This window comes from Erwinia sp. (assembly GCF_049696395.1).
Classification (GTDB): Bacteria; Pseudomonadota; Gammaproteobacteria; order Enterobacterales; family Enterobacteriaceae; genus Erwinia.
Map to the genome: position 1 here is coordinate 50,437 of NZ_JBAVTT010000005.1, position 25,928 is coordinate 76,364.

At 54.8% G+C, this 25,928-nt stretch carries 25 protein-coding genes; 16 read left to right on the forward strand and 9 right to left on the reverse strand.

The features are described 5' to 3' along the window. The first annotated feature begins 45 nt into the window (after positions 1-45). Positions 46-864, forward strand: coding sequence for a 5-deoxy-glucuronate isomerase (iolB, locus tag WCC56_RS00650; protein ID WP_424690509.1), 819 nt, complete (start codon positions 46-48; stop codon positions 862-864). 71 nt (positions 865-935) lie between these two features. On the opposite strand, the gene WCC56_RS00655 is transcribed toward iolB, so the two are convergent. Together WCC56_RS00655 and WCC56_RS00660 are read right to left on the reverse strand one after the other, a co-directional pair. Next, entirely contained in the window at positions 936-1,778 is an 843-nt protein-coding gene (locus tag WCC56_RS00655) for a MurR/RpiR family transcriptional regulator (protein WP_013204269.1), read from the reverse strand. Positions 1,779-2,074: 296 nt separating this feature from the next. Continuing rightward, the gene (locus WCC56_RS00660; protein WP_424690510.1) at positions 2,075-3,994 is read right to left on the reverse strand and encodes a bifunctional 5-dehydro-2-deoxygluconokinase/5-dehydro-2-deoxyphosphogluconate aldolase; all 1,920 of its coding nucleotides are present in this window, start codon (positions 3,992-3,994) and stop codon (positions 2,075-2,077) included. A gap of 487 nt (positions 3,995-4,481) precedes the next feature. On the opposite strand from WCC56_RS00660, the gene iolD reads away from it, so the two are divergent. The 4 genes from iolD to iolE all read left to right on the forward strand — a co-directional run bounded on the left by iolD (position 4,482) and on the right by iolE (position 9,382). Further along, positions 4,482-6,422: a 3D-(3,5/4)-trihydroxycyclohexane-1,2-dione acylhydrolase (decyclizing) gene (gene iolD / locus WCC56_RS00665; RefSeq protein ID WP_424690511.1), complete on the forward strand. Its 1,941-nt coding sequence runs from the start codon at positions 4,482-4,484 to the stop codon at positions 6,420-6,422. A gap of 105 nt (positions 6,423-6,527) precedes the next feature. Beyond that, entirely contained in the window at positions 6,528-7,541 is a 1,014-nt protein-coding gene (locus tag WCC56_RS00670) for a Gfo/Idh/MocA family protein (RefSeq protein WP_424690512.1), read from the forward strand. 16 nt (positions 7,542-7,557) lie between these two features. After that, the gene (locus tag WCC56_RS00675; protein WP_424690513.1) at positions 7,558-8,442 is read left to right on the forward strand and encodes a sugar phosphate isomerase/epimerase family protein; all 885 of its coding nucleotides are present in this window, start codon (positions 7,558-7,560) and stop codon (positions 8,440-8,442) included. 43 nt (positions 8,443-8,485) lie between these two features. After that, a complete protein-coding gene (gene iolE / locus WCC56_RS00680) occupies positions 8,486-9,382 on the forward strand; it encodes a myo-inosose-2 dehydratase (protein WP_424690514.1) in 897 nt (298 codons plus the stop codon). A 72-nt stretch (positions 9,383-9,454) separates the two neighbouring features. Here the strand turns inward: iolE and WCC56_RS00685 are convergent, their stop codons facing one another. Both WCC56_RS00685 and WCC56_RS00690 read right to left on the reverse strand, forming a co-directional pair. Continuing rightward, positions 9,455-10,012 (reverse strand): DcrB family lipoprotein, encoded by a 558-nt coding sequence (locus WCC56_RS00685; protein WP_424690515.1) that lies wholly within the window; start codon positions 10,010-10,012, stop codon positions 9,455-9,457. A 98-nt stretch (positions 10,013-10,110) separates the two neighbouring features. Then, a complete protein-coding gene (locus WCC56_RS00690) occupies positions 10,111-10,776 on the reverse strand; it encodes a 7-cyano-7-deazaguanine/7-aminomethyl-7-deazaguanine transporter (RefSeq protein ID WP_424690532.1) in 666 nt (221 codons plus the stop codon). A gap of 203 nt (positions 10,777-10,979) precedes the next feature. Here WCC56_RS00690 and tusA point away from each other — a divergent pair, with 203 nt between their 5' ends. Further along, positions 10,980-11,225 carry a sulfurtransferase TusA gene (gene tusA, locus WCC56_RS00695; protein WP_424690516.1) on the forward strand — a complete coding sequence of 82 codons (246 nt, stop codon included), beginning with the start codon at positions 10,980-10,982 and terminating at the stop codon, positions 11,223-11,225. Between the two features lie 60 nt (positions 11,226-11,285). Here the strand turns inward: tusA and WCC56_RS00700 are convergent, their stop codons facing one another. Further along, on the reverse strand, positions 11,286-13,559 hold the full coding sequence (locus WCC56_RS00700; RefSeq protein ID WP_424690517.1) for a zinc/cadmium/mercury/lead-transporting ATPase: 2,274 nt from the start codon (positions 13,557-13,559) through the stop codon (positions 11,286-11,288). 93 nt (positions 13,560-13,652) lie between these two features. Continuing rightward, the gene (locus WCC56_RS00705) at positions 13,653-14,279 is read right to left on the reverse strand and encodes a lysoplasmalogenase (protein ID WP_424690518.1); all 627 of its coding nucleotides are present in this window, start codon (positions 14,277-14,279) and stop codon (positions 13,653-13,655) included. A 152-nt stretch (positions 14,280-14,431) separates the two neighbouring features. On the opposite strand from WCC56_RS00705, the gene WCC56_RS00710 reads away from it, so the two are divergent. Then, positions 14,432-14,776 carry a DUF2500 domain-containing protein gene (locus WCC56_RS00710; RefSeq protein WP_424690519.1) on the forward strand — a complete coding sequence of 115 codons (345 nt, stop codon included), beginning with the start codon at positions 14,432-14,434 and terminating at the stop codon, positions 14,774-14,776. A gap of 57 nt (positions 14,777-14,833) precedes the next feature. On the opposite strand, the gene WCC56_RS00715 is transcribed toward WCC56_RS00710, so the two are convergent. Further along, positions 14,834-15,103: a DUF1145 family protein gene (locus tag WCC56_RS00715; protein WP_041692150.1), complete on the reverse strand. Its 270-nt coding sequence runs from the start codon at positions 15,101-15,103 to the stop codon at positions 14,834-14,836. Next, the gene (gene rsmD, locus WCC56_RS00720) at positions 15,093-15,698 is read right to left on the reverse strand and encodes a 16S rRNA (guanine(966)-N(2))-methyltransferase (protein WP_424690520.1); all 606 of its coding nucleotides are present in this window, start codon (positions 15,696-15,698) and stop codon (positions 15,093-15,095) included. Before rsmD ends, WCC56_RS00715 begins: the two co-directional genes overlap by 11 nt. Positions 15,699-15,863: 165 nt before the next feature. On the opposite strand from rsmD, the gene ftsY reads away from it, so the two are divergent. The 4 genes from ftsY (at position 15,864) to rpoH (ending at position 20,232) form a co-directional block, all read left to right on the forward strand. Continuing rightward, positions 15,864-17,459, forward strand: a complete 1,596-nt coding sequence (gene ftsY / locus WCC56_RS00725; protein ID WP_424690521.1) for a signal recognition particle-docking protein FtsY — start codon at positions 15,864-15,866, stop codon at positions 17,457-17,459. Between the two features lie 5 nt (positions 17,460-17,464). Further along, the gene (ftsE, locus tag WCC56_RS00730) at positions 17,465-18,130 is read left to right on the forward strand and encodes a cell division ATP-binding protein FtsE (protein ID WP_424690522.1); all 666 of its coding nucleotides are present in this window, start codon (positions 17,465-17,467) and stop codon (positions 18,128-18,130) included. Further along, positions 18,123-19,115 carry a permease-like cell division protein FtsX gene (gene ftsX, locus WCC56_RS00735; protein WP_424690523.1) on the forward strand — a complete coding sequence of 331 codons (993 nt, stop codon included), beginning with the start codon at positions 18,123-18,125 and terminating at the stop codon, positions 19,113-19,115. The genes ftsE and ftsX overlap by 8 nt, the downstream gene beginning before the upstream one ends. A gap of 262 nt (positions 19,116-19,377) precedes the next feature. Next, complete coding sequence (rpoH, locus tag WCC56_RS00740) at positions 19,378-20,232, forward strand: RNA polymerase sigma factor RpoH (RefSeq protein ID WP_424690524.1); 855 nt, start codon at positions 19,378-19,380, stop codon at positions 20,230-20,232. 46 nt (positions 20,233-20,278) lie between these two features. On the opposite strand, the gene panM is transcribed toward rpoH, so the two are convergent. Further along, the gene (gene panM, locus WCC56_RS00745) at positions 20,279-20,674 is read right to left on the reverse strand and encodes an aspartate 1-decarboxylase autocleavage activator PanM (RefSeq protein ID WP_424690525.1); all 396 of its coding nucleotides are present in this window, start codon (positions 20,672-20,674) and stop codon (positions 20,279-20,281) included. Between the two features lie 387 nt (positions 20,675-21,061). On the opposite strand from panM, the gene WCC56_RS00750 reads away from it, so the two are divergent. The 5 genes from WCC56_RS00750 to livF form a co-directional block, all read left to right on the forward strand. Then, positions 21,062-22,177 (forward strand): branched-chain amino acid ABC transporter substrate-binding protein, encoded by a 1,116-nt coding sequence (locus WCC56_RS00750; protein ID WP_424690526.1) that lies wholly within the window; start codon positions 21,062-21,064, stop codon positions 22,175-22,177. A gap of 158 nt (positions 22,178-22,335) precedes the next feature. Next, complete coding sequence (gene livH, locus WCC56_RS00755; RefSeq protein ID WP_424690527.1) at positions 22,336-23,262, forward strand: high-affinity branched-chain amino acid ABC transporter permease LivH; 927 nt, start codon at positions 22,336-22,338, stop codon at positions 23,260-23,262. Beyond that, a complete protein-coding gene (locus tag WCC56_RS00760; protein WP_424690528.1) occupies positions 23,259-24,533 on the forward strand; it encodes a high-affinity branched-chain amino acid ABC transporter permease LivM in 1,275 nt (424 codons plus the stop codon). Before livH ends, WCC56_RS00760 begins: the two co-directional genes overlap by 4 nt. Then, a complete protein-coding gene (livG, locus tag WCC56_RS00765; protein WP_424690529.1) occupies positions 24,530-25,297 on the forward strand; it encodes a high-affinity branched-chain amino acid ABC transporter ATP-binding protein LivG in 768 nt (255 codons plus the stop codon). Before WCC56_RS00760 ends, livG begins: the two co-directional genes overlap by 4 nt. A 1-nt stretch (position 25,298) precedes the next feature. Beyond that, a partial coding sequence (gene livF / locus WCC56_RS00770; RefSeq protein WP_424690530.1) for a high-affinity branched-chain amino acid ABC transporter ATP-binding protein LivF occupies positions 25,299-25,928 on the forward strand: 630 nt, incomplete at its 3' end.

Here is a 25,928-nt window from a genome sequence, read left to right on the forward strand (position 1 = left end):
TCTGGCGCGGCCGTGGAGCGCCAGAGGGGAAATAAGGAGAACGGCATGTCATTGTTGTCCAAAGTACAGAAACCGGATGCGCAAGGGCGCATTCAGCATGTTACCCCGGAGAGCGTGGGCTGGCGTTACGTTGGCTTTGATGCCTATCAGCTGAAAAAAGGGCAGACCCTGCAGCTGGAAAGCGGCGATAAAGAGCTGTGCCTGGTGCTGGTTGCCGGGCTGGCTTCCGTGAAGACGCTGCACGCAGAGTTTCCCGGCATCGGTAAGCGCATGTCGCCCTTTGAACGCACGCCACCTTATTCGGTCTATGTGCCGAACAACGACAAAGTGGAAGTGTATGCGGATTCCGACCTCGAGCTGGCAGTCTGTAACGCGCCGGGCAAGGGCTCTTTACCTGCCCGGCTGATTTCGCCTGCTGATGTGGGTGTGGAGCAGCGTGGAAAAGGGCGTAACAAACGTCTGGTGCATAATATTCTGCCTGATGACCAGCCTGCGGACAGTCTGCTGGTGGTGGAAGTCTATACCAACGAAGGTGACACCAGCTCGTATCCGAGCCACAAGCACGATCAGGAAAACTCAGAGAACGAAACCTATCTGGAAGAGACCTATTATCACCGGTTCAATCCTGAACAGGGTTTTGCCATGCAGCGCGTTTATACCGACGACCGCTCGCTGGATGAGTGCATGGCGGCCTATAACCGCGATGTGGTCACTGTGCCACGAGGCTATCATCCGGTGGCAACCATTGCCGGTTACGATAACTATTACCTGAACGTGATGGCCGGGCCGGTGCGTTTATGGAAGTTTACCTGGGAGAAAGATCACGCCTGGGTGAACAGCGACGAGTATCCAAGAGAGAAGTAGGCTGCATAAGTCGAGTTATGTGGGCTGTTCGGAGAAAGTTAACAAGCGGGTGGAGAATTCCACCCGTTTTTTTATGCCTTGTCGGCGTTGTTCAGCGCCAGGGAAACGGCCAGCGTCTGTGCCAGGCAAAGAGAAGCCACCTGCGAACGGAAGCCATCGACCTGTGCTTCACGCACCACAAAACAGACATCACTGAAGGCGGCCAGCGGGCTGACCTGGCTGTCGGTGATCGCAATCAGGTGCGCGCCACGTTTGGCACCTAATTCAACCAATTCCACTGCTTCGCGCGCATACGGCGAATAGCTGATGGCAATCACCACATCCTTTGGATTCACCATGCTCAGCTGCTCGGTAAACATCCCCCCCAGGCCGTCAATCAGGAAGGCCCGGCGTTCCAGATGGCGCAATGCATAGGTCAGATAAGAGGCCACGCTGAACGAACGGCGCAGGCCGATCACGTAGATGTTCTCAGCCTGATGCAGCATCTCAACGGCTTTGTCCAACTGCTCTGGGTTGGTTTGCATCGCCAGCTGTTGCAGCGCCTGTGAGTTCACCATAGTAAACACATTCAGGATTTCAGCCGGGTTCTCTGGTGGAGCAGCCGTTTCATCCGTAGAGGTCTGGCGGAACAAACGTGCGCGCTCGGTGTAGTTCACCGTCTCTTCCATCAGATGCTGACGGAAAACTTGTTTCATTTCATTGAAGCCGCTAAAGCCAAAGGCATTCGAGAAACGGATCAGCGTGGACGGCGGTACGTCTGCCTGTTGGGCGATAGAGGCCACGGTATCAAAGGCAATGCTGTTGCTGTTGTCCAGAATATAACGAGCCACCTGTTTCAGGCGCTTACTCAGGGTATCGTAGCGACGACGGATGTCGTCCTGTAACAGGGAAAGCTGCGTCGGGTTGTTGGTCATTACTTCGGCTCGCTAAATAAAATAAGTCGTTTGTTCTGTCCGATATCTTACCAGATGAACAAAAAATTTCACTTTCTAACGGAATTCAGGGGATCTATTTCATCGGGATATGAATCGAATCACAGATTCTGGCTGAAAAGAGAGCAGTTAGCCGGGGGTTTTAGTTCGCGGAGTAAAATAAGCGGAGGGAAAAGGGAAGAGCACGGATCTGAAAAGGGCCAGGACAGGCTACATTCCGATGGTCGCTGGCAAAGCCGACCCTGAATTATGTAGCGTCCTCGCCCTTCTGTTACGGATTACTGAGCCGGACGGACTTCGCGCCAGTAATTGATCAACTGATGATAATTACTCTTCACCTGGGCGATAAGCGCTTCATCATCCAGTTCGCCTTGCAGCCACTGGCGGGAAGGCTGGCCGAAGATGGTGCGGCCCACAGCAAACCCTTTCACCCAATGCGCTTTGGCAGCGTCAGCGAAACCGGCTTTCAGCTTCTCTTCCGGCGCATCCAGACCAAGGATTAAAATACCGCGGCAGTGCGGATCTTCCTGCTCAATCAGCCCACTGATTGCCTGCCAGCTTTCAAGCTTCAGCGGCGGCAGTTTCCACCAGTCAGGCTGAATGCCCATCGAGTAGAAGTGGGTCAGGATATCGAGGTAGTAAGACTCTTTCTTGTCCGGATTGCTCTCTGGCAGGATCACTTCCAGCAGCAGCTCATGACCGGTTTTGTTACAGCCCTTCCACACGTCCATCACCAGCTCATCCTGCTCTTTACGCAGTTCAGCGCTGTCCTGCGGGTGGTAGAACACCAGGCATTTCACCACGTGTTCCTGTGGCCAGTCGACCAGCTGGGAGCCGATGTTACCGTGCTCAAGACGCAGCGGACGAGAGCTTGGCAACTCAATAGGGCGACCAATCCACCACCCTTTGCCGGTAATGGCGTTCAGCGCAGGCTGACCGAACGTGGTGTCAGCAAGAATACCGCTGCGGCCATCCAGTCCGGCTTCACCGGCGGCTTCTTCTGCCGCACGCAGCAGCAGCAGCTTCAGTTCTGGTAGGCGAGAGGTATCGACACCCGCTTCGTTCGCCATATCGACCAGCTGTTTGCGATGGTCGAAGGCAAAGACACAGAGTTCTGGCCAGTGCTTTTTACGGGTAGTGACGCGATGCAGGTGGTTCAGGCGGCTGTCGAGGTCCGGGCGTTTGACGTCCCGATCGCGGCTTAAAAAATCATCCAGTTCAGCTTTAGTTGGCATCGCTGGCGCACAGCCGTGGCGTGAGACCACTAAGGCACCGCAGGCATTCGCATAGCGGCACGCCTGTTCCCAGCTTTCATCATTCAACCAGCCGCGTAGCAGGCCAGACATAAAGGCATCGCCCGCGCCCAGCACGTTAAGCACTTCCACGCGCACGCCGCTTTGCAGTTTGGTTTGTTCCCAGCTGTCCGGGATCTCGCCTTCCAGCACTACGCAGCCCATCGGGCCCCGTTTGCAGACCAGTGTGGCTTTAGTGGCCTGACGAACGTTTTTCAACGCGGTCAGGGTGTCGGTGCTGCCACCGGCAATATGAAACTCTTCTTCCGTTCCTACCACCAGATCGAAATAGTGCAGGACTTCCTGCAGCTGTTTCGTCACGTGCTCGGATTCCACAAAGCGGGTTTCACCGTCGCCGAGCGAGGTCAGTCCCCACAGCACCGGACGATAATCAATGTCCAGCGCGGTGCGTAGTCCGTTGTTACGGGCAATATCCAGCGCCTTTAATACTGCGGCACGGGTTTGAGGATGCGAAAGGTGCGTGCCGGTAACGGCAACAGCCCGCGAAGAGGTGATGTACTCTTCCTTTATATCTTCCGGGATCAGTCCCATATCCGCGCAGTTATCGCGGTAGAACACCAGCGGGAAGGTGTCCTGATCTTTAATGCCGAGGATCACCAGGCCAGTCAGCCGGGTTTTGTCGGTGATCAGGCAGTCCGTATCGGCACCCACGCGCTGCAGCTCTTCGCGCAGAAAACGGCCCATATGTTCATCGCCAACGCGGGCTAACATGCCGGACTTCAGCCCCTGAATGGCCGTACCGTAAGCGACGTTGCCGGACGAGCCGCCGAGATATTTCGAAAAGGTGCTCATATCTTCAAGGCGGGCGCCAATTTGCTGGCCATAGAGGTCAACGGCAATGCGCCCGATACAAATCACATCAAGCCGTTTCTGTTGTGTACTCATACCTGTTGTTTCCTTCTCTGATAAGCCGACTCAGCTGCGCTTTTCCAGCGGACTCGCCTGAACGTAACGTCCGGACGCCCGGATTCAATATGGAAATGAGTATGGAGAATAAAAATTTCAACTTCAACACAAAATGAAATTAATACCCCAAAAGTGTGAGGTGGATAAAACTCTGAGGATCCGGATCGCAGGGGATCAAATCCTGCTGTTGGTTGCGGCAGTACAAGCTGTGTGAGCCTGCTCGCAATCTGTAAAATCAGTCTGTGCAAAGCCATTGAAGTGAAACGAAATTTTCTTTACTGCTAAGGCATCCTCTTTATTGTTCCAAATCTGACCGCTTGATCACCCCTCGCCGGAGCGTTTCATCGCATAATTTGATCTCTCTCGCAAAATGAAATGTTTCTTCTGTAATTCTGTTTAGTGAAAAAAATATTTGTTTATAATCGCCTCACGTTTCACTTTCAGCCTCACCGTTAAGGAAGAGCACATGGGTAAGAGTAGATTAACCACAGCACAGGCTCTGGTCAGGTTCCTGGACAACCAGTATCTGTCGGTAGATGGCGTTGAAACCAAGTTCGTTAAAGGGATTTTTGCCATCTTTGGTCACGGCAACGTGCTGGGCCTCGGCCAGGCATTAGAGCAGGACAGCGGCGACCTGGTCGTTATGCAGGGGCGCAACGAACAAGGCATGGCGCACGCAGCCATCGGCTTCGCCAAACAAAAACTGCGCCGTGAAATCATCGCTTGTACCTCTTCCGTCGGACCTGGCGCGGCCAATATGATCACCGCTGCGGGCACCGCATCGGCTAACCGCATTCCTCTATTACTGTTGCCAGGCGATGTGTTTGCTACCCGCCAGCCGGACCCGGTTCTGCAACAGATTGAACAAAGTCATGACCTCAGTATCAGCACCAATGACGCGTTCCGCGCGGTCAGCAAATACTGGGACCGCGTAAGCCGTCCTGAACAGCTGATGACAGCTTGTATCAATGCGATGCGCGTGCTGACTGACCCGGCTGAAACCGGTGCGGTGACGATTTCTCTGCCGCAGGACGTGCAGGGCGAAGCCTATGACTACCCGGATTACTTCTTCCAGAAACGCGTGCATATCCTGGATCGCCGTTTGCCAACGGAAGCACAGCTGGCTGCCGCACTGAAGATGATCGCCGGTAAACGTAAGCCCATTATCATCTGTGGCGGCGGAGTGAAATATTCAGAGGCGGGCGAGGCACTGCGCCAGTTCGCCGAACGTCATCAGATCCCGTTTGCAGAAACCCAGGCGGGTAAAGGCACTCTCATTTCCGATCATCCGCTGAATGTAGGTGGTGTGGGTGAAACGGGCTGCCTGGCGGCCAACTTGCTGGCGAAAGAAGCCGATCTGGTGATTGGCGTCGGCACGCGTTACACCGACTTCACCACCGCATCCAAATGGATTTTCCACAATCCTGAAGTCAGCTACATCAACATTAACGTCAACAATTTTGACGCCTACAAGCTGGATGCCGTGCAGGTCGTGGCCGATGCGCGTGAAGCGCTGACCGCACTGGATGAGCGCCTGACAGCGCAAGGCTTCAGCAGTGGCTGGGGCGAGAAAATCTCCCAGGCCCAGAGCAAATTGCTGAAAGAAACGCAGCGCGTTTATCAGTCTGTTTATACCAACGATGGTTTTGTGCCGGAAATTGACGACCATATGGATCGCGAAGCGGTCTATGCCGAGTTCAATCGCCTGACCGATTCTTTCCTGACGCAAAGCAGTGTGCTGGGGACGCTAAACGAGCACCTCCCAAAGGATTCGGTGATCGTCGCCGCTGCGGGTAGCCTGCCGGGCGATCTTCAGCGCGTCTGGCGCACTAAGGATTACAACAGCTATCACGTTGAGTACGGTTACTCCTGCATGGGTTATGAAGTGAGTGCTTCGCTTGGCGTGAAGCTGGCTGAACCACACCGTGAGGTCTTCACGATGGTGGGTGATGGCTCCTTTATGATGCTGCACTCCGAGCTGGTCACCTCCATTCAGGAAGGGGCGAAAATCAACGTGCTGCTGTTCGACAATATGACTAACGGCTGCATCAACAACCTGCAGATGGAACACGGCATGGACAGCTTCACCACCGAGTTCCGTTTCCGTAATGCCGAAGGCGGCAAGCTGAACGGTGGGTTTGTCCCGGTCGACTTCGCGGCGATTGCTGGCGGCTATGGCTGCAAAACCTACCGCGTAACTACGCTGGAACAACTGAAGCACGCGCTGGAAGATGCCCGTAAGCAGACCGTTTCAACGCTGATCGATATCAAAGTGCTGCCGAAAACCATGGTGCACAAATACTTCAGCTGGTGGCGCGTGGGCGGCGCTCAGGTCTCTGAATCTGAACGAGTCGATGCGGTTGCCAAAATGCTGAACGAGCATATCGAACAGGCCCGTAAATACTGATCCTGACCACTTTCTTACTCTGATATTGGGTGCGGACGCCTTCACTGGCAGCAGATAACTGGCAGGCTGGCGCCCGCGCTCCCCCCTACTTATTAAGGACATTTTATGACTCTGAAACTTGGCGTAATCGGCACCGGAGCTATTGGTCAGGAACATATTCGTCGCTGCAGCAAAGTGCTGCAGGGAGCGAAAGTGGTTGCCGTCTCAGATATTAATATCGAAGGCGCTAAAGGCATCGTCAGCCTTTTAGGGCTGGACGCTGAAGTGTATGCGAACGGCCACGATGTGATCGCCTCTTCTGATGTGGATGCGATCCTCGTGACATCCTGGGACCCAACGCACGAAGAATTCACTCTGGCCGCCGTTGCCGCAGGTAAGCCGGTGTTCTGCGAGAAACCGCTGGCGATGAGTGCTGAAGGTTGCCGCCGTATCGTTGAGGCTGAAATCGCCCACGGTAAACGTCTGGTGCAGGTTGGCTTTATGCGCCCTTACGATGCTGGCTACCGCGCGTTGAAGAAAGTGATTACCGATGGTGAGATCGGCGAGCCGCTGATGCTGCACTGCGCACACCGTAACCCAACCGTGCCGGAAAGCTACACCACCGATATGGCGATCACCAATACGCTGATCCACGAACTGGATGTGCTGCGCTGGCTGACCGAAGACGACTATAAATCCGTGCAGGTGGTGTTCCCGCGTTCAACCAACAAGACCCATGCCAAGCTACGTGATCCGCAGGTCGTGCTGTTTGAAACGCAAAAAGGCACGCGCATTGATGTCGAGATCTTCGTTAACTGTGCGTACGGCTACGATATTCAGTGCGAAGTTGTCGGCGAAACCGGCATCGCTAAGTTGCCAGAACCTTCTTCTGTTCAGCTGCGCAAAGACGCGAAGCTGTCGAACACCATTCTGACCGACTGGAAAGACCGCTTTATAGATGCCTATGACGTTGAGCTGCAGGCCTTCATCAACGATGCAACGGCTGGCAAATTGCAGGGTCCTTCAGCCTGGGACGGCTATGCGGCTTCCGTAGCTGCAGACGCCTGTTTGAAAGCGCAGGAGAGTGGCGCTATCGAGCCTGTTGAGCTGCCACCGCGTCCGGCCTTCTACAACAAGTAATCTCAGGGAGAAACCTATGAAAATCGCTTTTGACGTTGATGTCATCCGGGATATGGGCATCACCAAAATGGTTCATCAGGTGGCGGACTGGGGCTACAAGTACATTGAACAGTCTCCGCACCCGCAGATTAACCCGTTTTATAAGCACCCGAAAGCCAGCCGGGAGATCATCACCGAGTACAAAAACGCGCTGCGTGAAACCGGGCTGGAAATCTCGTCTTTTATCGTGGTGTATCGCTGGTCGGGCCCGGATGAAGCCCGTCGTCAGGCGGCGGTCCGCAACTGGAAGCGCATGATTGAGATTGCGGTTGAAACCGGTGTGCAGGTGATCAATACCGAACTTTCCGGTACGCCAAACGAGCCGGAAATCTGCGAAGAGATGTTCTATCGCTCAATGGAAGAGATCTTACCTATCGTCGAACGTGAAGGGATTCGCATCGAAATCCAGTCACATCCCTGGGATTTCTGCGAAGAGAACAACGAAACGGCCGATCTGGTGAAGTCGTTCCGCAGTGAGAACGTTAAATACCTTTACAGCGTGCCGCACACCTTCTTCTACGACAAAGGGAAGGGCGATGTGAAGAGCATGCTGGAGTATGCCGGAGGCGATCTGTCGCACGTGCTGATTGCCGACACCATGAACCATACCAAGCATTGTCGCTACATCGTTAACCCGCCAGGCGTGGATGCCACTATTCACCAGCATGTGGGCGTGGGTGAAGGGGAAGTCGACTTTGACACCCTGTTCCAGACACTGCGCGAAATGGATTTTGCCAACCGGACGTACAAAGTGGGCGGCGAGTCGATCATTGCCTCTTCCCTGTTCGGTTACCCGGAAAAAATGCAACGTCAGGCCGTGGAAACCCGCGAGCTGATTGAGCGTGAGCTGCTGAGCAGATAACTTCTGGCAGCCTGCGCTGCCTTATCCCTTGCGAGAGATAGCGATGAACAAAGATAACGTTAAGCTGGCGATAGCCCCGATTGGCTGGACCAACGATGATATGCCGGAGCTGGGTGCTGAAAACACCTTCCAACAGATTGTCAGCGAGATGGCGCTGGCTGGGTTTACCGGCAGTGAAGTGGGCAGCAAATACCCGCGCGATCCGGCAGTCTTAAAGCCGATGCTGGATATTCGCGGTGTGCAGATTTGTAATGCCTGGTTCAGTACCTTTTTTGCCAATGGCGATAAAGCCAAAACCATCGATGAATTTATCAACCACCGCGATTTCCTGCATGCGATGGGCGCGAAGGTGATTGGCTGTTCTGAGCAGAGTAAGAGCATTCAGGGCACCACGCTGTCGGTGCTGGAAGAGAAGCCTTATTTCACCGATGAAGAGTGGCAGCTAACGGCAGAAGGCTATAACGAACTGGCGAAACTGGCCGCCGAGAAGGGCATGCAGGTTTGTCTGCATCACCATATGGGCACCGCTATCCAGACCACGGAAGAGATTGACCGCTTTATGGCGATCACCAATAAAGACGTCTTCCTGCTGTTTGATACCGGCCATGCTTATTACTCGGAAGGTAGCCAACAGAAGATGCTGGCGATCCTGACGAAATACCTGCCGCGCATCAATCACGTGCACCTGAAAGATGTGCGTGATGAAGTCGTCGCGCAAGTAAGAAGCCAGAAGCTGTCGTTCCTGGATGGGGTCAAAAAAGGCACCTTCACCGTGCCGGGCGATGGCGTAATCGACTTTTTGCCGGTGTTTAAGATTCTGGACGAGTCGGGCTACAAAGGCTGGATGGTGGTGGAAGCCGAGCAGGATCCGGCGTTAGCCAATCCGTTTGAATATGCAGTGAAAGCCAGAAAATACATTCGCGAGAACGCCGGTCTGTAACTGAAGCCGCGTTGCAAAAAAGAAAGCCCCTGACCAGCAAACTGGCAGGGGCTTTTTGTCTCTGGACTGCTTTTATTTCAGGGCAATCGTTTTGATGATGTTCTCAGAGTCAGTCTGAGACTGCTGCTGGTTGTCTGCTGGCAGCGTAATCTGCAGGGTCAGCAATTTGCCATCAACCTTCGCCAGCACCACGGTGGACCAGGAAGACTGGTTCTTGGCGGAGATAACGGTATCCAGCTGCTGAGCAGGCTGGCCGCCGAGGTCGATCGACTTGTTGGAGACGACCTGCAGCTGAGGATCGCGGTTGCGCTGCTGCTGCTCAAGGCGGCCAGCCAGTACGTCCAGTCCATCGGTGGTGGCATCGCCTTCGATCACGATAATCGCTTTCTGACCGGTAGCATCAGCATAGACATGCATGTTATTGGCCTGGGTGCCGAGCTTGCCGCTCTGATCGGACATGCCCGCTGGCAGAGTGAAGCCCAGCTTACCGTCCATCAACGTCACTGCCTGGGTGCTCTGGCTGCTGCTGACACCGTTGTCATCAGCAGCGGCTTTGTCATCTTTGCCGTCGCAGGCGGTCAGTCCAACCACCAGTAAGCCGATACCGGCATATTTCAGTAAGTTACGCATCATGATCCCTTTTACGTTAGTCGTGTGCTGCTTTACAGCCCCTCATAGAATAGTAATCAGCGGGCAAAAGCAACTCTCACTCTGTCACAGAATGCAGCTTAGCCGAAGTTGACCTGAGCGCGACTCGATTTTTCCGCCAGGCGCTTGAGCATGGCATTCAGCAGCAGGCCGTAAGCTGGCAGGAAGAAAATCATGCAGATAAGCACCTTGAAGCTGTAATCGACCAGCGCGATTTCCACCCAGTTCTGCGCCATAAACGGATCGGGACTTTTGTAGAAGGCGATAAAGAAGAACGCCAGCGTGTCGCTGATATTGCCAAGGAACATCGCCGAGGCCGGAGCAATCCACCACTGAGGCAGTTTACGCAGGCGGTTGAAGACGTGCACATCAAGGACTTGTCCCAGCGCGTAGGCCATAAAACTGGCGCAGGCGATGCGGGCCACAAACAGGTTAACGTTTTCCAGCGCGGCAAATCCCTGCCACTCGCCCTGATAAAACAGCGCAGAGACGGCGTAAGAGATAAACAATGCCGGGACCATCACCGCAAGGATAATGCGACGAGCCAGCCCCGCGCCAAAAATACGCACGGTGAGATCGGTAGCCAGGAAGATAAACGGGAAGCTGAATGCGCCCCAGGTGGTGTGGAAGCCGAAAACAGAGATCGGTAATTGCACCAGGTAGTTACTGGAGGTGATCACCAGCACATGGAACAGGGACAGCCAAATCAACGCGTGGAAGCGCTGACTATTCGAGAACGAAATCATCATATGACCTTTTTGAAGATTGGGGTGAGGGAACCCAATGAAAAATTGTCTCGCTTTTGCGAGTGCGCGGCATCTTACCGAAACACTGTGCTATTGCAATGGTTAATTTTAGCGCAAACGTTATCGTAGCGGTGCGCACTTGCACATGCAAAAGGTGAGGGTAAAATGAGCGCAGTTTATTCTGACGTGTTAATGAGACTGCTATGAGCGATCTGTTCGCCAATCCCGATCAAACCCTGGATGCTATGGGCCTGCGCTGCCCGGAGCCTGTGATGATGGTGCGGAAAACCGTGCGTCATATGCAGGACGGCGAAACTCTGCTGATTATCGCTGACGATCCGGCTACCACCCGCGATATTCCGGGCTTCTGCCGTTTTATGGAACACACGCTGGTTGCACAATTGACCGAGCAGACACCTTATAAGTATCTGCTGAAGAAAGGGCTCTAAGGCTGACATTCCGCTGCTTTTCAGGTGGCCGCCTGTTTCGAAACCAGGCGGCCTTGTCCGTCAGCGCTTACGCAGCAGCCTTAAAGCGTTAGCGGTTACTAACGCGGTTGCGCCGGAATCAGCCAGCACCGCCAGCCACAGGCCGGTAATCCCCAGCAGTGTTGTCACCAGGAACACCGCTTTGAGACCCAGCGCGAGGGTGATGTTCTGCCGGATATTGGCGTGCGTGGCTCTGGAGATGCGGATCATCGTTGCCAGGCCACCCAGCCGGTTGTGCGTCAGTGCTGCATCCGCTGTTTCCAGCGCTACATCGCTACCGCTGCCCATCGCAATGCCACTCGTCGCGGCTTTCATCGCTGGGGCATCGTTAATGCCATCACCTACCATAGCCACAGGTTGTTGCTTATTCAGCTCGACGATGGCGGTGACTTTATCCGCAGGTAACAAGCTTGCGCGGTAGTCAATGCCCAGTTCACCGGCAATGGCCGCTGCGGCGCGCGGATTATCCCCGGTCAACATTACCGCCTGAATATCCATCGCTTTCAGCTCTGCTAAGGCTGCGGCAGCATCCTTGCGTAAGCTGTCCCGTAAGGCAATCAGCGCCGTTGGCTGGTTATCCTGCAACAGCACAACGACCGTATTCCCTTCGGCTTCAAGCGCAGTGACCCGTTCAATCTGGTCATTGCTCAGCGTGCCTTCCTCAAGCCTGCCGGGCGCGCTGATTAAAAGTATGTGACCACTAACTATCGCTTCCACACCACTTCCTGCAAGCGCCCTTTGTGAGGTTGCCGGAGCAAGCGTCAACCCACGCTCGGTTGCCAGCGCCACGATAGCTTTCGCCAAAGGATGGGAAGAGCCCGTTTCAACCGCTGCCGCTTTCGCCAGCAGGGACGATTCGCCCTCTTCAGTCAAGGGAACTACGGCCTTAACTTCAGGTTTCCCCTCGGTCAGCGTGCCAGTTTTATCGAAGGCAAAGGTGCGGATGGCATTCAGACTTTCCAGCGCTGCGCCGCCTTTAATCAACACACCACGGCGGGAGGCGGCTGCCAGTCCTGAGGTAATTGCCGCAGGCGTGGAGATCACCAGTGCGCAAGGGCAACCGATTAACAGCAGCGTCAGGCCTTTGTAGATCCACGGCTGCCAGTCCGCTGAGAACAACAGCGGGGGGATCACCGCAACCAGCAGCGCCATTGCCATAATCACCGGCGTGTAAATACGGCTGAAGCGGTCAAGGAAGCGTTCAATGGGTGCCCGATTAGAGTCGGCTTCTTCGATCAGATGCAGAATGCGGTCAATGGCACTTTCACCCGGTTTGGAGACCACTTCCAGCACTACCTGGCGATCCACGCTCAGGCAACCAGCGGCAACGGCTTCGCCCTGCTGGCGCTCAACCGGGATGGATTCTCCGGTCAGGGCACTTTCATCAAAGCTGGCAAACGGCGAGAGCAAACGCGCATCAGCAGGTAACCTGGTGCCGGGCGCGACTTCAATCCGGTCACCGGGACGCAGGTCGCTCAGAGCGACGGTTTCACGCTGGTCGCCCTTCAGCCGGACGGCTTCTTCCGGTTTCAACGCCATCAACGCGGTAACACCACGACGGGCGCGGCTGGCAGCAAAAGATTCAAGCCGTTCGCCCAGCAAGAACAGCAGCAGCACCATCGCGGCTTCTGCCGTCGCACCAATAAAGAGTGCGCCGATGGCCGCGACGGTCATCAACGTTTCAATCGCAAAAGGGGTTCCACTGCGGATCAGTCGTAGCGCGCTGCGGGCGATTGGCCAGGCACCGGCTAGCGTGGTCAGCGTGAAGGCTATCTGTCCCGCCTCCGGGCTGACAAGGTGGATCACCCAGCTGGCGAGCATCATCACGCCAAGCAGAATGATGGCACGGTTTTCCTGCCAGAAGCCCGGCGCGGCGGTTTCTGTGGCTGGAGCATCGCTGCGCTTCAGGGTAAAACCAGCCTGCCTGACGGCGGCTTCGACCTGCTGGCGGACATCTTGTTCTGCATTCACCACCAGTTTCTCGGTAGCAAACAGCACCCGAGCCTGATCGACTGCGCTCAGCTTACTGACGGCATTTTCAATTTTTCGGGCACAGCTTGGGCAATCCATTCCGCTGATTATCCAGCTGAAACGTTCTCCGGAGCCTGTTCTGTCGCTTTCCTCATCGGGATCGCTGCCGGAACTGCAGCCCGCGTCGCTACAACAGCTGGTTTCAGCCGTGACGGAGGTCATCACCGAGATTTTTTTGATGGTTGGGCGAGGTTTGCCGCTGCAGCCATGCTGGCTGTGGGCGTGGCCTTGGCCACAAGGGCAAGAAGATGAGTGCTGATGCATAGCGCCTCCTGATGGGCAACGGCGGGAAACGCTCCCGCCGATAACGCATCTTACACTCTGGAGTGGACTCCAGAGTCAAGGCTTTTACCGCAATTACAGATACAACGAGCGAACAATCATAAAGTGGCCGGCAAAGTAGCAGGCGGCCACAATCGCCCGGTCAGAGGTGAAGCGGCGGCGATAGTGGCTGACAAACCAGACGATATTGGCTAACAGCAATAGCGACGTGCCGACCATCAGCGTGAAGCTGTAGTCGGTTGGACGGAAGAAGTATTGCTCCGTAGTCAGCCACACCATCAGCAACGTCATACCGATAAAGGTGCAAACCGGCCAGCGCAGGTCCTCCAGTCTGGACCAGATAGTGGCGATCAATATCGCGCCTATTACCAGCACCGTCAGCGGGATAGGCCAGAAGAAGGTCAGCGTCATATGGCTGGCGAAGCACAGGGTATACAACAGGTGCGAAAGGAAAAATGCGCCAATCGCGTAGAGCATGCGGCGGTTAGGCAGCAGGGTCAACGCATCGCCAATCAGCGTGGCCAGCAGGCCAAACAGGATCAGATAATCGGTGGTATTGAGGATCGGTGCCTGCCAGGCAAGCGCCAGCAGTAACAGCAAAGTCACGGGCTTAAATACCCAGCGCTGCCACAAAGGCCCACGGTAGGAAGCATCAACATAGAGCCAACCGGAAAAGAAAACTGCCAGAAACGACCAAATCATAATGTGTCCCTTTGTATTCAGATGCAAAACTCCACAATTCTGAATCTAGTCTAGGACAGAGCCCAACGATGTGACAATGGGAGGCGTCTGGTTGTATCCTTTTAGTCCGTGGGAATGATTGGCATTGCCTGATAAGGGGGAAGAAGAAAAATATGAAGGTCATTTTTTTCATCGTACTGGCTGTCATCGCCGTGCTGGCCACGCGTCAGTTTATCAAGCAGCGAAGAGAAGTTGCGGTGAACGATGCTTCACCGGTGCGTTCCATTCCGGCTGAAGTCAAAGCCAAGCGCGACTTTCCTGTGCCCAACCGCCGCTCGCGCCAGCGTGAGGTGATCCCGGTTGAGGAGAGGCGCTACGAAGCGTGGTTTCATCCACTCAACGGTGCCGGGGATTTTAAACTGGTGCTGAAAGAGCAGGATTACCGCCAGATCGATCAAGGGGAAAAAGGACAGTTGAAGGTACAGGGAACGCGGTTTATCTCGTTTAGCGCTAACTAGTGGGCTTGCCGAAAAAGCATGGGGCTCCGCGCTTTTTCGGCTGGCTTTGCCACTGTTTCACTTCTTCGGCAGGTATTTCTTTTGCCATGCCAGCAGCTCAAACACGCCAAAAAAGAAAATCTTGGTCTGCATCAGGAAGCTGAGCTTTGGGGCATCCTTTGGCTGAGTGGCGCGCATTAAGACCAGCTGCAATCCGTGCATCACCACCATAAAGAACAGCGCCACATCAATAAAATACTTCAGCGGCTTGGGGAACGGATGCACCAGGTTCAGCAGTAAAAATGCCCAGACACAGACCATCAGCAGCCTGCCAATATTAATCATCATGGTTCTCTTCCTTTGTCATTGTCTGACGATGGTACAGGCGATAAGCGACCTGTCCGGCGATCTTCTCCCGATGAAGCTGCCAACTTACCGGCACTGGCGGCAGGCCATGTTCCACTTCACTCTCGACGTAAATCAACGCGTTATCCGCCAGCCAACCGCGACTTTCCAGCTGTTCGAGGGTTTGTTCCAGTAATCCCTTACGGAATGGCGGATCGATAAACACCAGATCGTGAGGCTCACCGTTTTGCGCCAGAAATTGCAGCGTATTGGTGTTGATCACCCGACCCGTTTTACAGCCGAGTGTGGCCAGGTTCTTTTCCAATTGTTGGGCAACCGGGCGCTCCAGCTCTAACAGTGTGGCAGAAGCGGCATGACGCGACAGCGCCTCCAGCCCTAATGCTCCGCTGCCCGCGAAACAGTCAAGGCAACGAGCGCCCTGGATATCGGGTGCCAGCCAGTTAAAAAGCGTTTCACGGACGCGATCGGTGGTTGGACGAAGTCCGGCGCTGTCTGGCACCGGTAATTTTCTGCCGCGCCACAAGCCGCCAATAATGCGGATTTGTCCGGCGCCGCCGCTGCGGGGTTTTTTATTCATGCTGCTGAACTCTTCATAATTTGTTGCACAGTTTAACGGGCTTACCGGGCGGAGGAAACGTAAAAAGGGTGCTGTGTTGCGTTAGCAGGAAAGTGTTAGACTAGGGGATTAAGTAGATTTTCAAAGACCTGTCAGATTTTTCCCCGCGAGGAGTGTGGTTGCACCATGGCAAAAAATAAAAAACGTGGCTTTTTTTCCTGGCTGGGATTAGGGCGTGAAGAGCAGGCGCCACAGGAAGAGATAAAAGAGACGTTAGAGGAACAGCATCCCGCTGAAGAAACAGCAACGGATGCCGCCACGCCCGCTAAACCCGAGGCAGAGCAACGCGCCGAAGAGCTGGTTGAAGTCACGGAAAATGTGGCTCACGACCAGGCCGTGCACCCGGATGCTTACAGCGAGCCTGCTGCTGAACCGCAGCCAGAACCAGAGCTTCTGCCGGAAGCCGTGGCTGAAGTTAAGCCGGAGCCGGAAGAAGACTATCTGCCGGAAGACGTGGCTGAAGTTAAGCCGGAGCCAGAAGAAGAATATTTGCCGGAAGAAGTGGCTATAGTCGAGCCAGAGCCGGAAGAAGACTATCTGCCGGAAGAAGCGGCTGTAGTCGAGCCAGAGCCGGAAGAGGAATATCTGCCGGAAGAAGTGGCTATTGTCGAACCGGAGCCGGAAGAGGTTGCAGAGATCGAGCCTGAAGAGGAGATCCTGCCGGAGGAACTGGAAGCCCTTGCGCTGGCTGCCGGGACGAATGAACCGGAAGTCATTGAAGAGCAAGAGTCGGTCGCCGCCGCGCTGGCAAAGGTTGAGCAGGCTGGTCAGTCAGATCAGGCTGAACAGCAGCGCCCGACCAAAGAAGGGTTCTTTGCGCGCCTGAAGCGCAGCCTGGTGAAAACCCGCCAGAATCTGGGTTCCGGCTTTATTGGTCTGTTCCGCGGTAAAAAGATTGATGACGATCTGTTTGAAGAGCTGGAAGAGCAGCTGCTGATTGCGGACGTAGGCGTGGAAACCACTCGCCGTATCATCACCAACCTGACTCAGCAGGCGAACCGCAAGCAGCTCCGTGATGCCGAAGCGCTTTACGGCCTGTTGAAACAGGAAATGTCAGAAATCCTGGCTAAAGTGGAAGAGCCGCTGGACGTTAGCGGTAAAACGCCGTTTGTGATCCTGATGGTTGGGGTGAATGGCGTGGGCAAAACCACCACCATCGGCAAACTGGCTCGCCAGTATCAGGCCGAAGGGAAGTCTGTGATGCTGGCGGCGGGGGATACCTTCCGTGCCGCAGCGGTTGAGCAGCTCCAGGTTTGGGGCCAGCGCAACAATATTCCGGTGATTGCTCAGCAGACAGGCTCGGATTCCGCCTCGGTCATTTTCGATGCGATCCAGGCTGCTAAAGCGCGTCACATAGACGTGCTGATTGCGGATACAGCCGGTCGTTTGCAGAACAAATCGCACCTGATGGAAGAGCTGAAGAAAATCACCCGTGTGATGAAAAAGCTCGATGACCAGGCGCCGCACGAGATCATGCTGACCATTGATGCCAGCACCGGTCAGAATGCCATCAGCCAGACTAAGCTGTTCCATGAAGCGGTAGGGTTGACGGGTATTACGTTGACCAAGCTTGATGGCACGGCGAAAGGCGGAGTGATCTTCTCCGTTGCCGATCAGTTTGCCATTCCTATTCGCTACATCGGCGTGGGTGAAGGCATTGAAGATTTACGCTCGTTTAAAGCTGACGATTTTATAGAGGCACTTTTTGCCCGAGAGGACTAATTAGGATGATTCGCTTTGAAGAAGTCAGTAAGGCTTATCTCGGCGGTCGGCAAGCGCTTCAGGGGGTAGATTTCCATCTGCGTCCGGGAGAAATGGCGTTTCTGACCGGGCATTCCGGGGCAGGGAAAAGTACCTTGCTGAAGCTTATTTGTGGCATCGAGCGGCCAAGCGCCGGTCAGATTTGGTTTGGCGGCCATGACATCAGCCGCCTGAAAAGCAGCGAAGTGCCGTTTTTACGCCGCCAAATCGGCATGATTTTCCAGGATCACCATCTGCTGATGGATCGCTCGGTCTATGACAACGTGGCTATTCCGTTGATCATTGCCGGTGCCAGCGGGGAAGATATTCGCCGCCGCGTTTCCGCCGCGCTGGATAAAGTCGGCCTGCTGGATAAAGCCAAAAGCTATCCGATTCAGCTTTCTGGCGGTGAACAGCAACGTGTGGGCATCGCTCGTGCAGTGGTGAACAAACCCGCGGTGCTGCTGGCCGATGAGCCAACCGGTAACCTGGATGATGCCTTGTCGGAAGACATCCTGCGTCTGTTTGAAGAATTTAACCGGGTTGGCGTCACCGTTCTGATGGCAACCCACGACCGGGGCTTGATTGCCCGGCGCAACTATCGCCTGATGAGCCTGAATCAGGGACGTTTGCACGGAGGCCAGGGTGGTTAATAAACGCAATTCCCGGGCACCTGCGCCCAAAGCCGCGAAGCAGAAGCAGCCTTCAAAAAGCAAAGCGCTGAAAGGTGGCTGGCAGGAGCAATGGCGTTATGCGCTGCGCGGTACGTTATCTGATATGTGGCGTCAGCCGCTGGCGACATTGCTGACGGTGATGGTGATCGCCATCTCCCTGACGCTGCCAAGCGTCTGCTATATGGTGTGGAAAAACGTTAACCAGGCGGCGGCACAGTGGTATCCAGCCCCGCAGTTGACGGTTTATCTGAGCAAAACGCTGGATGATGATGCTGCGGAAGGCGTCGTCAGCCAGCTGAAGAAAGAAGATGGCGTGGACAAGGTGAATTACCTTTCACGCGAAGAAGCGATGGGTGAGTTCCGTAACTGGTCGGGCTTTGGTGGCGCAATGGATATGCTTGAGCAGAATCCGCTGCCTGCCGTGGCGATTATCACGCCGAAGCTGAACTTCCAGAATGACAACACCATGACTAACCTGCGCGATCGCGTGTCGAAAGTGCAGGGCGTGGATGAAGTGAAGATGGATGACAGTTGGTTTGCCCGCCTGGCGGCGCTGACCGGGCTGGTGGGGCAAGTGGCTGCGATGATCGGGGTGCTGATGATCGTGGCGGTGTTCCTGGTGATCGGGAATAGCGTGCGGCTAAGCATCTTTGCCCGGCGCGATACCATCAACGTGCAAAAGCTGATCGGCGCAACGGATGGCTTCATTCTGCGTCCGTTCCTGTACGGTGGGGCGTTGTTAGGATTCGCTGGCGCGTTACTGTCGTTGATCCTTTCCGAAGTGCTGGTGTTCCGTCTGGAGTCAGTAGTGACACAAGTGGCGGCGGTGTTTGGCACTACCTTCAATCTGACCGGACTGGCGTGGGATGAGAGCCTGCTGCTACTGCTGATCTCGGCGATGATTGGCTGGATAGCCGCCTGGTTAGCGACTGTACAACATTTACGTCGATTTACGCCGCAGTAACCCCTTTACACGTTTTTTGCTATAATCTTCCTCTGCTGCATGAATAACGTGCTTCAGAGGAAGTCATCATTTTGTCACTTCCTCCTGCTATACTCTGCCTGCCCAGACGGTGTGTACTTTATGCACCGGTGATAGTGAACTTGTGGATAACTTTGAGGTCGAAGTAGCACAGATTGCTTTTAATTCTGGCTGCCGTTCACGTACTCTTGTGGACTGTGCAGGGAATGGCGCGGCATTATTGTTAAATACAGAGAGGGTTTGAATGACCAAAGAAATGCAAACTTTAGCTATTGCTCCTTTAGGTAACCTGGATTCTTACATCCGGGCCGCCAATGTCTGGCCTATGCTGACGGCAGAAGAGGAAAAAGCGTTGGCTGAACGGCTGCATTACCAGGGCGATCTGGAAGCAGCTAAAACGCTGATCCTGTCTCACCTGCGCTTTGTTGTTCATGTCGCTCGTAACTATTCGGGCTACGGTCTGCCGCAGGCTGACCTGATTCAGGAAGGTAACATCGGCCTGATGAAAGCGGTTCGTCGCTTTAACCCGGAAGTCGGCGTGCGTCTGGTCTCCTTTGCGGTCCACTGGATTAAAGCTGAGATCCACGAATACGTGCTGCGTAACTGGCGTATCGTGAAGGTCGCCACCACGAAAGCTCAGCGTAAGCTGTTCTTTAACCTGCGTAAAGCCAAGCAGCGTTTAGGCTGGTTCAACCAGGAAGAAGCGGAAATGGTCGCCCGTGAACTGGGTGTCACCAGCAAAGATGTGCTGGAGATGGAGTCGCGTATGGCGGCCCAGGACATGACCTTCGATCCTACTCCGGATGACGAAGGTGAAGGTCGCTCCATGGCGCCTATGCTCTACCTGCAGGATAAGTCGTCTGACTTTGCCGATGGCATTGAGGAAGACAACTGGGAATCCCACGCGGCTGATAAACTCAGCGATGCGATGCAGGGTCTTGATGAGCGTAGCCAGAATATCATCCGTGCCCGCTGGCTGGACGATGACAACAAAACCACGCTGCAGGAGCTGGCCGATCAATACGGCGTTTCCGCAGAGCGTGTGCGTCAGCTGGAAAAGAACGCGATGAAAAAACTGCGTGTCGCTATCGAAGCGTAATTCATGCAAAAAGCAAAAAAGGGCGACTTCGGTCGCCCTTTTTGTTTCAACCAGCCAGATAACCCCAGCCACCAACCTGCGCAATAAAGCCTGCATGCTGCATAAAAGCGGCCATCGCCTCGCGATCTTCAACCTGGCTGTCCGCAATCCACCACTGAGTGATGCCCGGACTCTGCGCCAGCAAATCTTCCAGTAAATAACTGCCCACTCCGCGCCTGCGCGTCACCTCACGAACGACAAAATCCTGCAGCTCGCCCTGCGTACCTTTGATCGAGGCTTTAACTGCTGCCAGAAGGCGGTTATTAAATTTGGCGGCCCAGATCTGCTGATGCTCATTCAGCGAAGCTTCCAGTGCAACCAACCCGGCCTCTGGCCAGATTTTCGCCAAATCCAGGCGGTCCTGAGCGGTGAAATGTTGCAGCCTGATGATGGTCAGTTTCATAACGAATACCGAACTAGTACGAAAGGCATATTGTAGCGAATTTAGCCAAAGAAGGGCGGTTAACTTTTCCTGAGCGAAAACGGAGCATTCTGTTTATCACCAACCACTATCCCAGGGTTAATGCTCAAAGCAGCGCAATAAGTCAGCACAAAAGACTGGCTTATTGATGAAAAAGCCACCGTTGCCACCAGTGTTTTATCCTGCGGCAGTGAGGGATTTCTGAATGTGTCAGTTGATTTACAGCAGAAAATTCCTGTTTAATAACCTGAAAATTAACGCCTTATTATTAAAAATCGCCGCGTTTTTCGATAAGCCATTATTTATTCAACGTTTTATCTGGGATCCAGCGGTAATAAAACAGCAATCACAACAGATGGGGTAGTTCGGATGAAAATCAGTAAAGGTAGCGCGTTCCTGGCCGGTTGTGTGGCCCTGGCGATGAGCCACGCAGCCGTAGCGAAAGACATTAAAGTGGCCATTGTTGGCGCGATGTCCGGCCCGGTAGCGCAGTACGGTGATATGGAGTTCACTGGTGCCAAGCAGGCGATTGCCGATATCAATGCTAAAGGTGGCGTGAACGGTGACAAATTGGTTGGCGTGGAATATGACGATGCGTGCGATCCAAAACAAGCCGTTGCCGTAGCCAACAAAGTGATCAACGACGGGATCCGTTATGTGATTGGTCACCTCTGTTCTTCTTCCACTCAGCCAGCTTCCGACATCTATGAAGATGAAGGCGTGCTGATGATTACTCCTGCTGCAACCAACGCCGATCTGACCACCCGTGGTTACAAGATGATCATGCGGACTACCGGTCTGGATTCCGATCAGGGCCCAACCGCTGCAACCTACATCCTGAGTGAAATCAAACCTCAGCGCATCGCTGTGATTCACGACAAACAGCAGTACGGTGAAGGTCTGGCGCGTTCCGTGCAGGCCAGCCTGAAAAAATCAGGTGGCAACGTGGTGATGTTTGAAGGGATCACCGCTGGCGACAAAGATTTCTCCACGCTGGTGGCTCGTCTCAAGAAAGAGAACGTGGATTTTGTCTACTTCGGCGGTTACTACCCGGAGATGGGCCAGATGCTGCGTCAGGCTCGTGCCGCAGGCCTGAAGACCCAGTTCATGGGGCCAGAAGGTGTGGGCAACTCCTCACTGTCTAACATCGCTGGTGCCGCTTCTGAAGGCATGTTGGTCACGCTGCCTAAGCGTTATGACCAGGTTCCTGCGAACAAACCGATTGTTGATGCGCTGAAGGCGAAGAAACTGGACTCAACCGGCCCATTCGTCTGGACCACTTACGCCGCATTGCAGGCGCTGACTACCGGTATGGAGCGCAGCAAAAGTGCTGAGCCGGAAGATATCGCGAAAAACCTGAAAGAAGGTGCAGCAGTGCCAACCGTAATGGGCGACCTGAACTGGGATGCGAAAGGCGACCTGAAAGGCTTTGAGTTCGGCATCTTCAAATGGCACGCAGACGGTTCTTCTACCGCAGTGAAATAAATCAGCCATACTTTTCCGGCGGCCTGGGGCTGTCCGGGGAAGTCTGACAGCGGTGAAGGCGGCGTAACGTCGCCGGTAACAGTAAACGTCTGGTGAGGGATCACGGACGTTTTTTTCCATTCTCTCCGCCAGCGCGGAAAGAAGTAAGGTAGCAAGGTATGTCCGAGCAATTTCTCTATTTCCTGCAGCAAATGTTCAACGGCGTGACGTTGGGCAGCACCTATGCGCTGATAGCCATCGGTTACACCATGGTTTACGGCATTATCGGCATGATCAACTTCGCTCACGGCGAGGTTTACATGATCGGCAGCTACGTCTCCTTTATCGTGATTGCGGCCTTGATGATGGTCGGGATCGATGTCAGCTGGATGCTAATCGGTGCCGGGTTCATCGTCGCGGTGGTGATTGCCAGCGCCTACGGCTGGAGCATTGAACGCGTGGCTTATAAGCCGGTGCGATCCTCCAAACGTCTGATCGCGCTGATCTCCGCCATCGGGATGTCGATCTTCTTACAAAACTACGTCAGCCTGACGCAGGGCTCACGCGATCTCGCGCTACCAAGCCTGATCACCGGCCAGTGGACGCTGGGCGAGAGCAACGGTTTCTCCGCCACCATCTCCACCATGCAGGTGGTTATCTGGGTAGTGACCTTCCTTTCGATGCTGGCGCTGACGCTTTTTATTCGCTATTCACGCATGGGCCGCGCCTGTCGTGCCTGTGCTGAAGATCTGAAAATGGCCAGCCTGTTGGGCATTAATACTGACCGTGTGATCTCCCTGACGTTTGTTATCGGTGCGGCCATGGCGGCGGTTGCGGGCGTTCTGCTAGGCCAATTCTACGGCGTCATCAACCCATACATCGGCTTTATGGCTGGCATGAAGGCGTTTACCGCGGCGGTATTAGGCGGCATCGGCAGTATTCCAGGTGCGATGTTAGGCGGCCTGATCCTCGGCATTGCCGAGGCGCTGACTTCGGCTTATCTCAGCACTGAATACAAAGATGTGGTCTCTTTTGCGCTGCTGATTGTGGTGCTGCTGGTGATGCCTACCGGTATTCTGGGCCGCCCGGAGGTTGAGAAAGTATGAAACATCTCAACCTGGTTAACGCCATTGCCTCAGCGCTGATGCTGGTGCTGCTGGCGGCCTTCTTTATGGGGATGCGCCTGAACCTGGACGGCACGCATCTGGTGGTGAACAACGCCGGAAGCGTGCGCTGGAACTGGATTACACTGGGCGCTGCGGTGGTGTTCTTCTTCCAACTGCTGCGTCCTTTGATGCAAAAAGGCCTGAAAAAAATCTCTGGCCCGGCGATGGTTCTGCCTGGCATTGATGGCTCCACGCCAAAGCAAAAGCTGGTGCTGTTGGTAATGATCATTGCTGCGGTAGCCTGGCCGTTCCTCGTCTCTCGCGGGACTGTGGATATCGCCACGCTGACGCTGATCTACGTGATGCTCGGCCTTGGCCTGAACGTGGTGGTGGGGCTTTCTGGCCTGCTGGTGCTGGGCTACGGCGGTTTCTACGCTATCGGCGCTTATACCTTTGCCTTGCTGAATCACTATTACGGCATGAGCTTCTGGGAATGTCTGCCGCTGGCTGGTCTGGTTGCGGCGATGTTTGGTTTGCTGCTCGGCTTCCCGGTATTGCGCCTGCGCGGTGATTATCTGGCGATTGTGACGCTTGGTTTCGGCGAGATCGTCCGTATTCTGCTGCTGAACAACACCGAAATCACCGGTGGCCCGAACGGGATCAGCCAGATCCCAAAACCGTCGTTATTTGGTCTGGAGTTTAGCCGCAGCGTGCGCGACGGCGGCTGGGACACCTTCCATAACTTCTTCGGGCTGAAATACGATCCCAGCGACCGCATTATCTTCCTGTATATGGTGGCGCTGCTGCTGGTGATCATCACGCTGTTTGTGATTAATCGCCTGCTGCGGATGCCGCTTGGAAGGGCCTGGGAAGCGCTGCGTGAAGATGAAATCGCCTGCCGCTCTCTGGGTCTTAGCCCAACGCGCATCAAGCTGACAGCTTTCACTATCAGTGCGGCTTTTGCTGGCTTTGCCGGTAGCCTTTTTGCCGCACGTCAGGGCTTTGTCAGCCCGGAATCCTTCACCTTTGCCGAGTCGGCTTTTGTGCTGGCGATTGTGGTGCTTGGCGGCATGGGCTCGCAGTTTGCGGTCATTCTCGCCGCCGTTCTGCTGGTGGTTTCTCGCGAGCTGATGCGTGACCTGAATGAGTACAGCATGCTGGTGCTTGGCGGTTTGATGGTGCTGATGATGATTTGGCGTCCACAAGGCCTGCTACCCATGAAGCGCCCGCACCTGAAGTTGAAGACTGCAGAAAAAGGAGAGCAGCCATGACTCAGCCTTTGTTAGCCGTAAAAGGCCTGATGATGCGCTTTGGCGGCCTGCTCGCCGTGAATAACGTTGAGCTGGAACTGCGCCCGCAGGAGATCGTTTCGTTGATCGGCCCGAACGGTGCCGGAAAAACCACCGTCTTCAACTGCCTGACCGGTTTTTATCGTCCGACAGGCGGCAGCATTATGCTGCGCGACAACGACATTGCTGGTCAGCCAGGGCAGAAAATTGCCCGTATGGGGATTGTTCGTACGTTTCAGCACGTGCGTTTGTTCCGTGAAATGACGGTGATTGAGAACCTGTTGGTTGCTCAGCATCAGCATCTGAAAAGCGGGGTGTTTGCCGGTTTGCTGAAAACGCCTGCCTTCCGTAAAGCGGAGAGCGATGCGCTGGATCGTGCCGCGACCTGGCTTGAGCGAGTGGGTCTGCTGGAAATGGCTAACCGTCAGGCGGGGAACCTGGCCTACGGTCAGCAACGCCGTCTGGAAATTGCCCGTTGCATGGTCACCCGCCCGGAAATCCTGATGCTGGATGAACCGGCAGCCGGTCTGAACCCGAAAGAAACCCACGAGCTTGATGAGCTGATTGCCGAACTGCGCAGCCAGCACAACGTCTCGGTACTGTTGATTGAACATGATATGAAACTGGTGATGGGCATTTCTGACCGCATTTATGTAGTGAATCAGGGCACGCCGCTGGCCAACGGTACGCCGGAAGAGATCCGCAACAATCCGGACGTGATCCGCGCCTATCTGGGAGAAGCCTGATATGAACCCAATGCTCTCTCTTGAGAACGTCAGTGCCCATTACGGCAAAATCCAGGCGCTGCATAACGTCAGTCTGCATATCAACCAGGGCGAGATTGTTACGCTGATTGGGGCCAACGGCGCGGGCAAAACCACCATCCTCGGCACCTTGTGTGGCGAGCCGCGCGCGACGCAGGGATCGATTACCTTCGACGGTAAAGCGATCACCGAATGGCAAACCGCGCGCATCATGCGTGAGGCCATTGCCATTGTGCCGGAAGGGCGCCGGGTGTTTTCGCGGATGACGGTGGAAGAGAACCTGGCGATGGGCGGCTTTTTCGCCGAGCGTCAGCAGTATCAGACCCGCATCAAGCGGGTGTATGAGCTGTTCCCGCGTCTTTATGAGCGCCGCGTGCAGCGTGCCGGCACCATGTCCGGCGGTGAGCAGCAGATGCTGGCGATTGGCCGGGCGTTGATGAGCCAGCCGCGCCTGCTGCTGCTGGATGAGCCCTCGTTAGGTCTGGCGCCGATCATCATTCAGCAGATATTCGACACCATCGAGCAGCTGCGTCAGGAAGGCATGACCATCTTCCTGGTGGAGCAGAACGCTAACCAGGCGCTTAAGCTGGCCGATCGCGGTTATGTGTTGGAA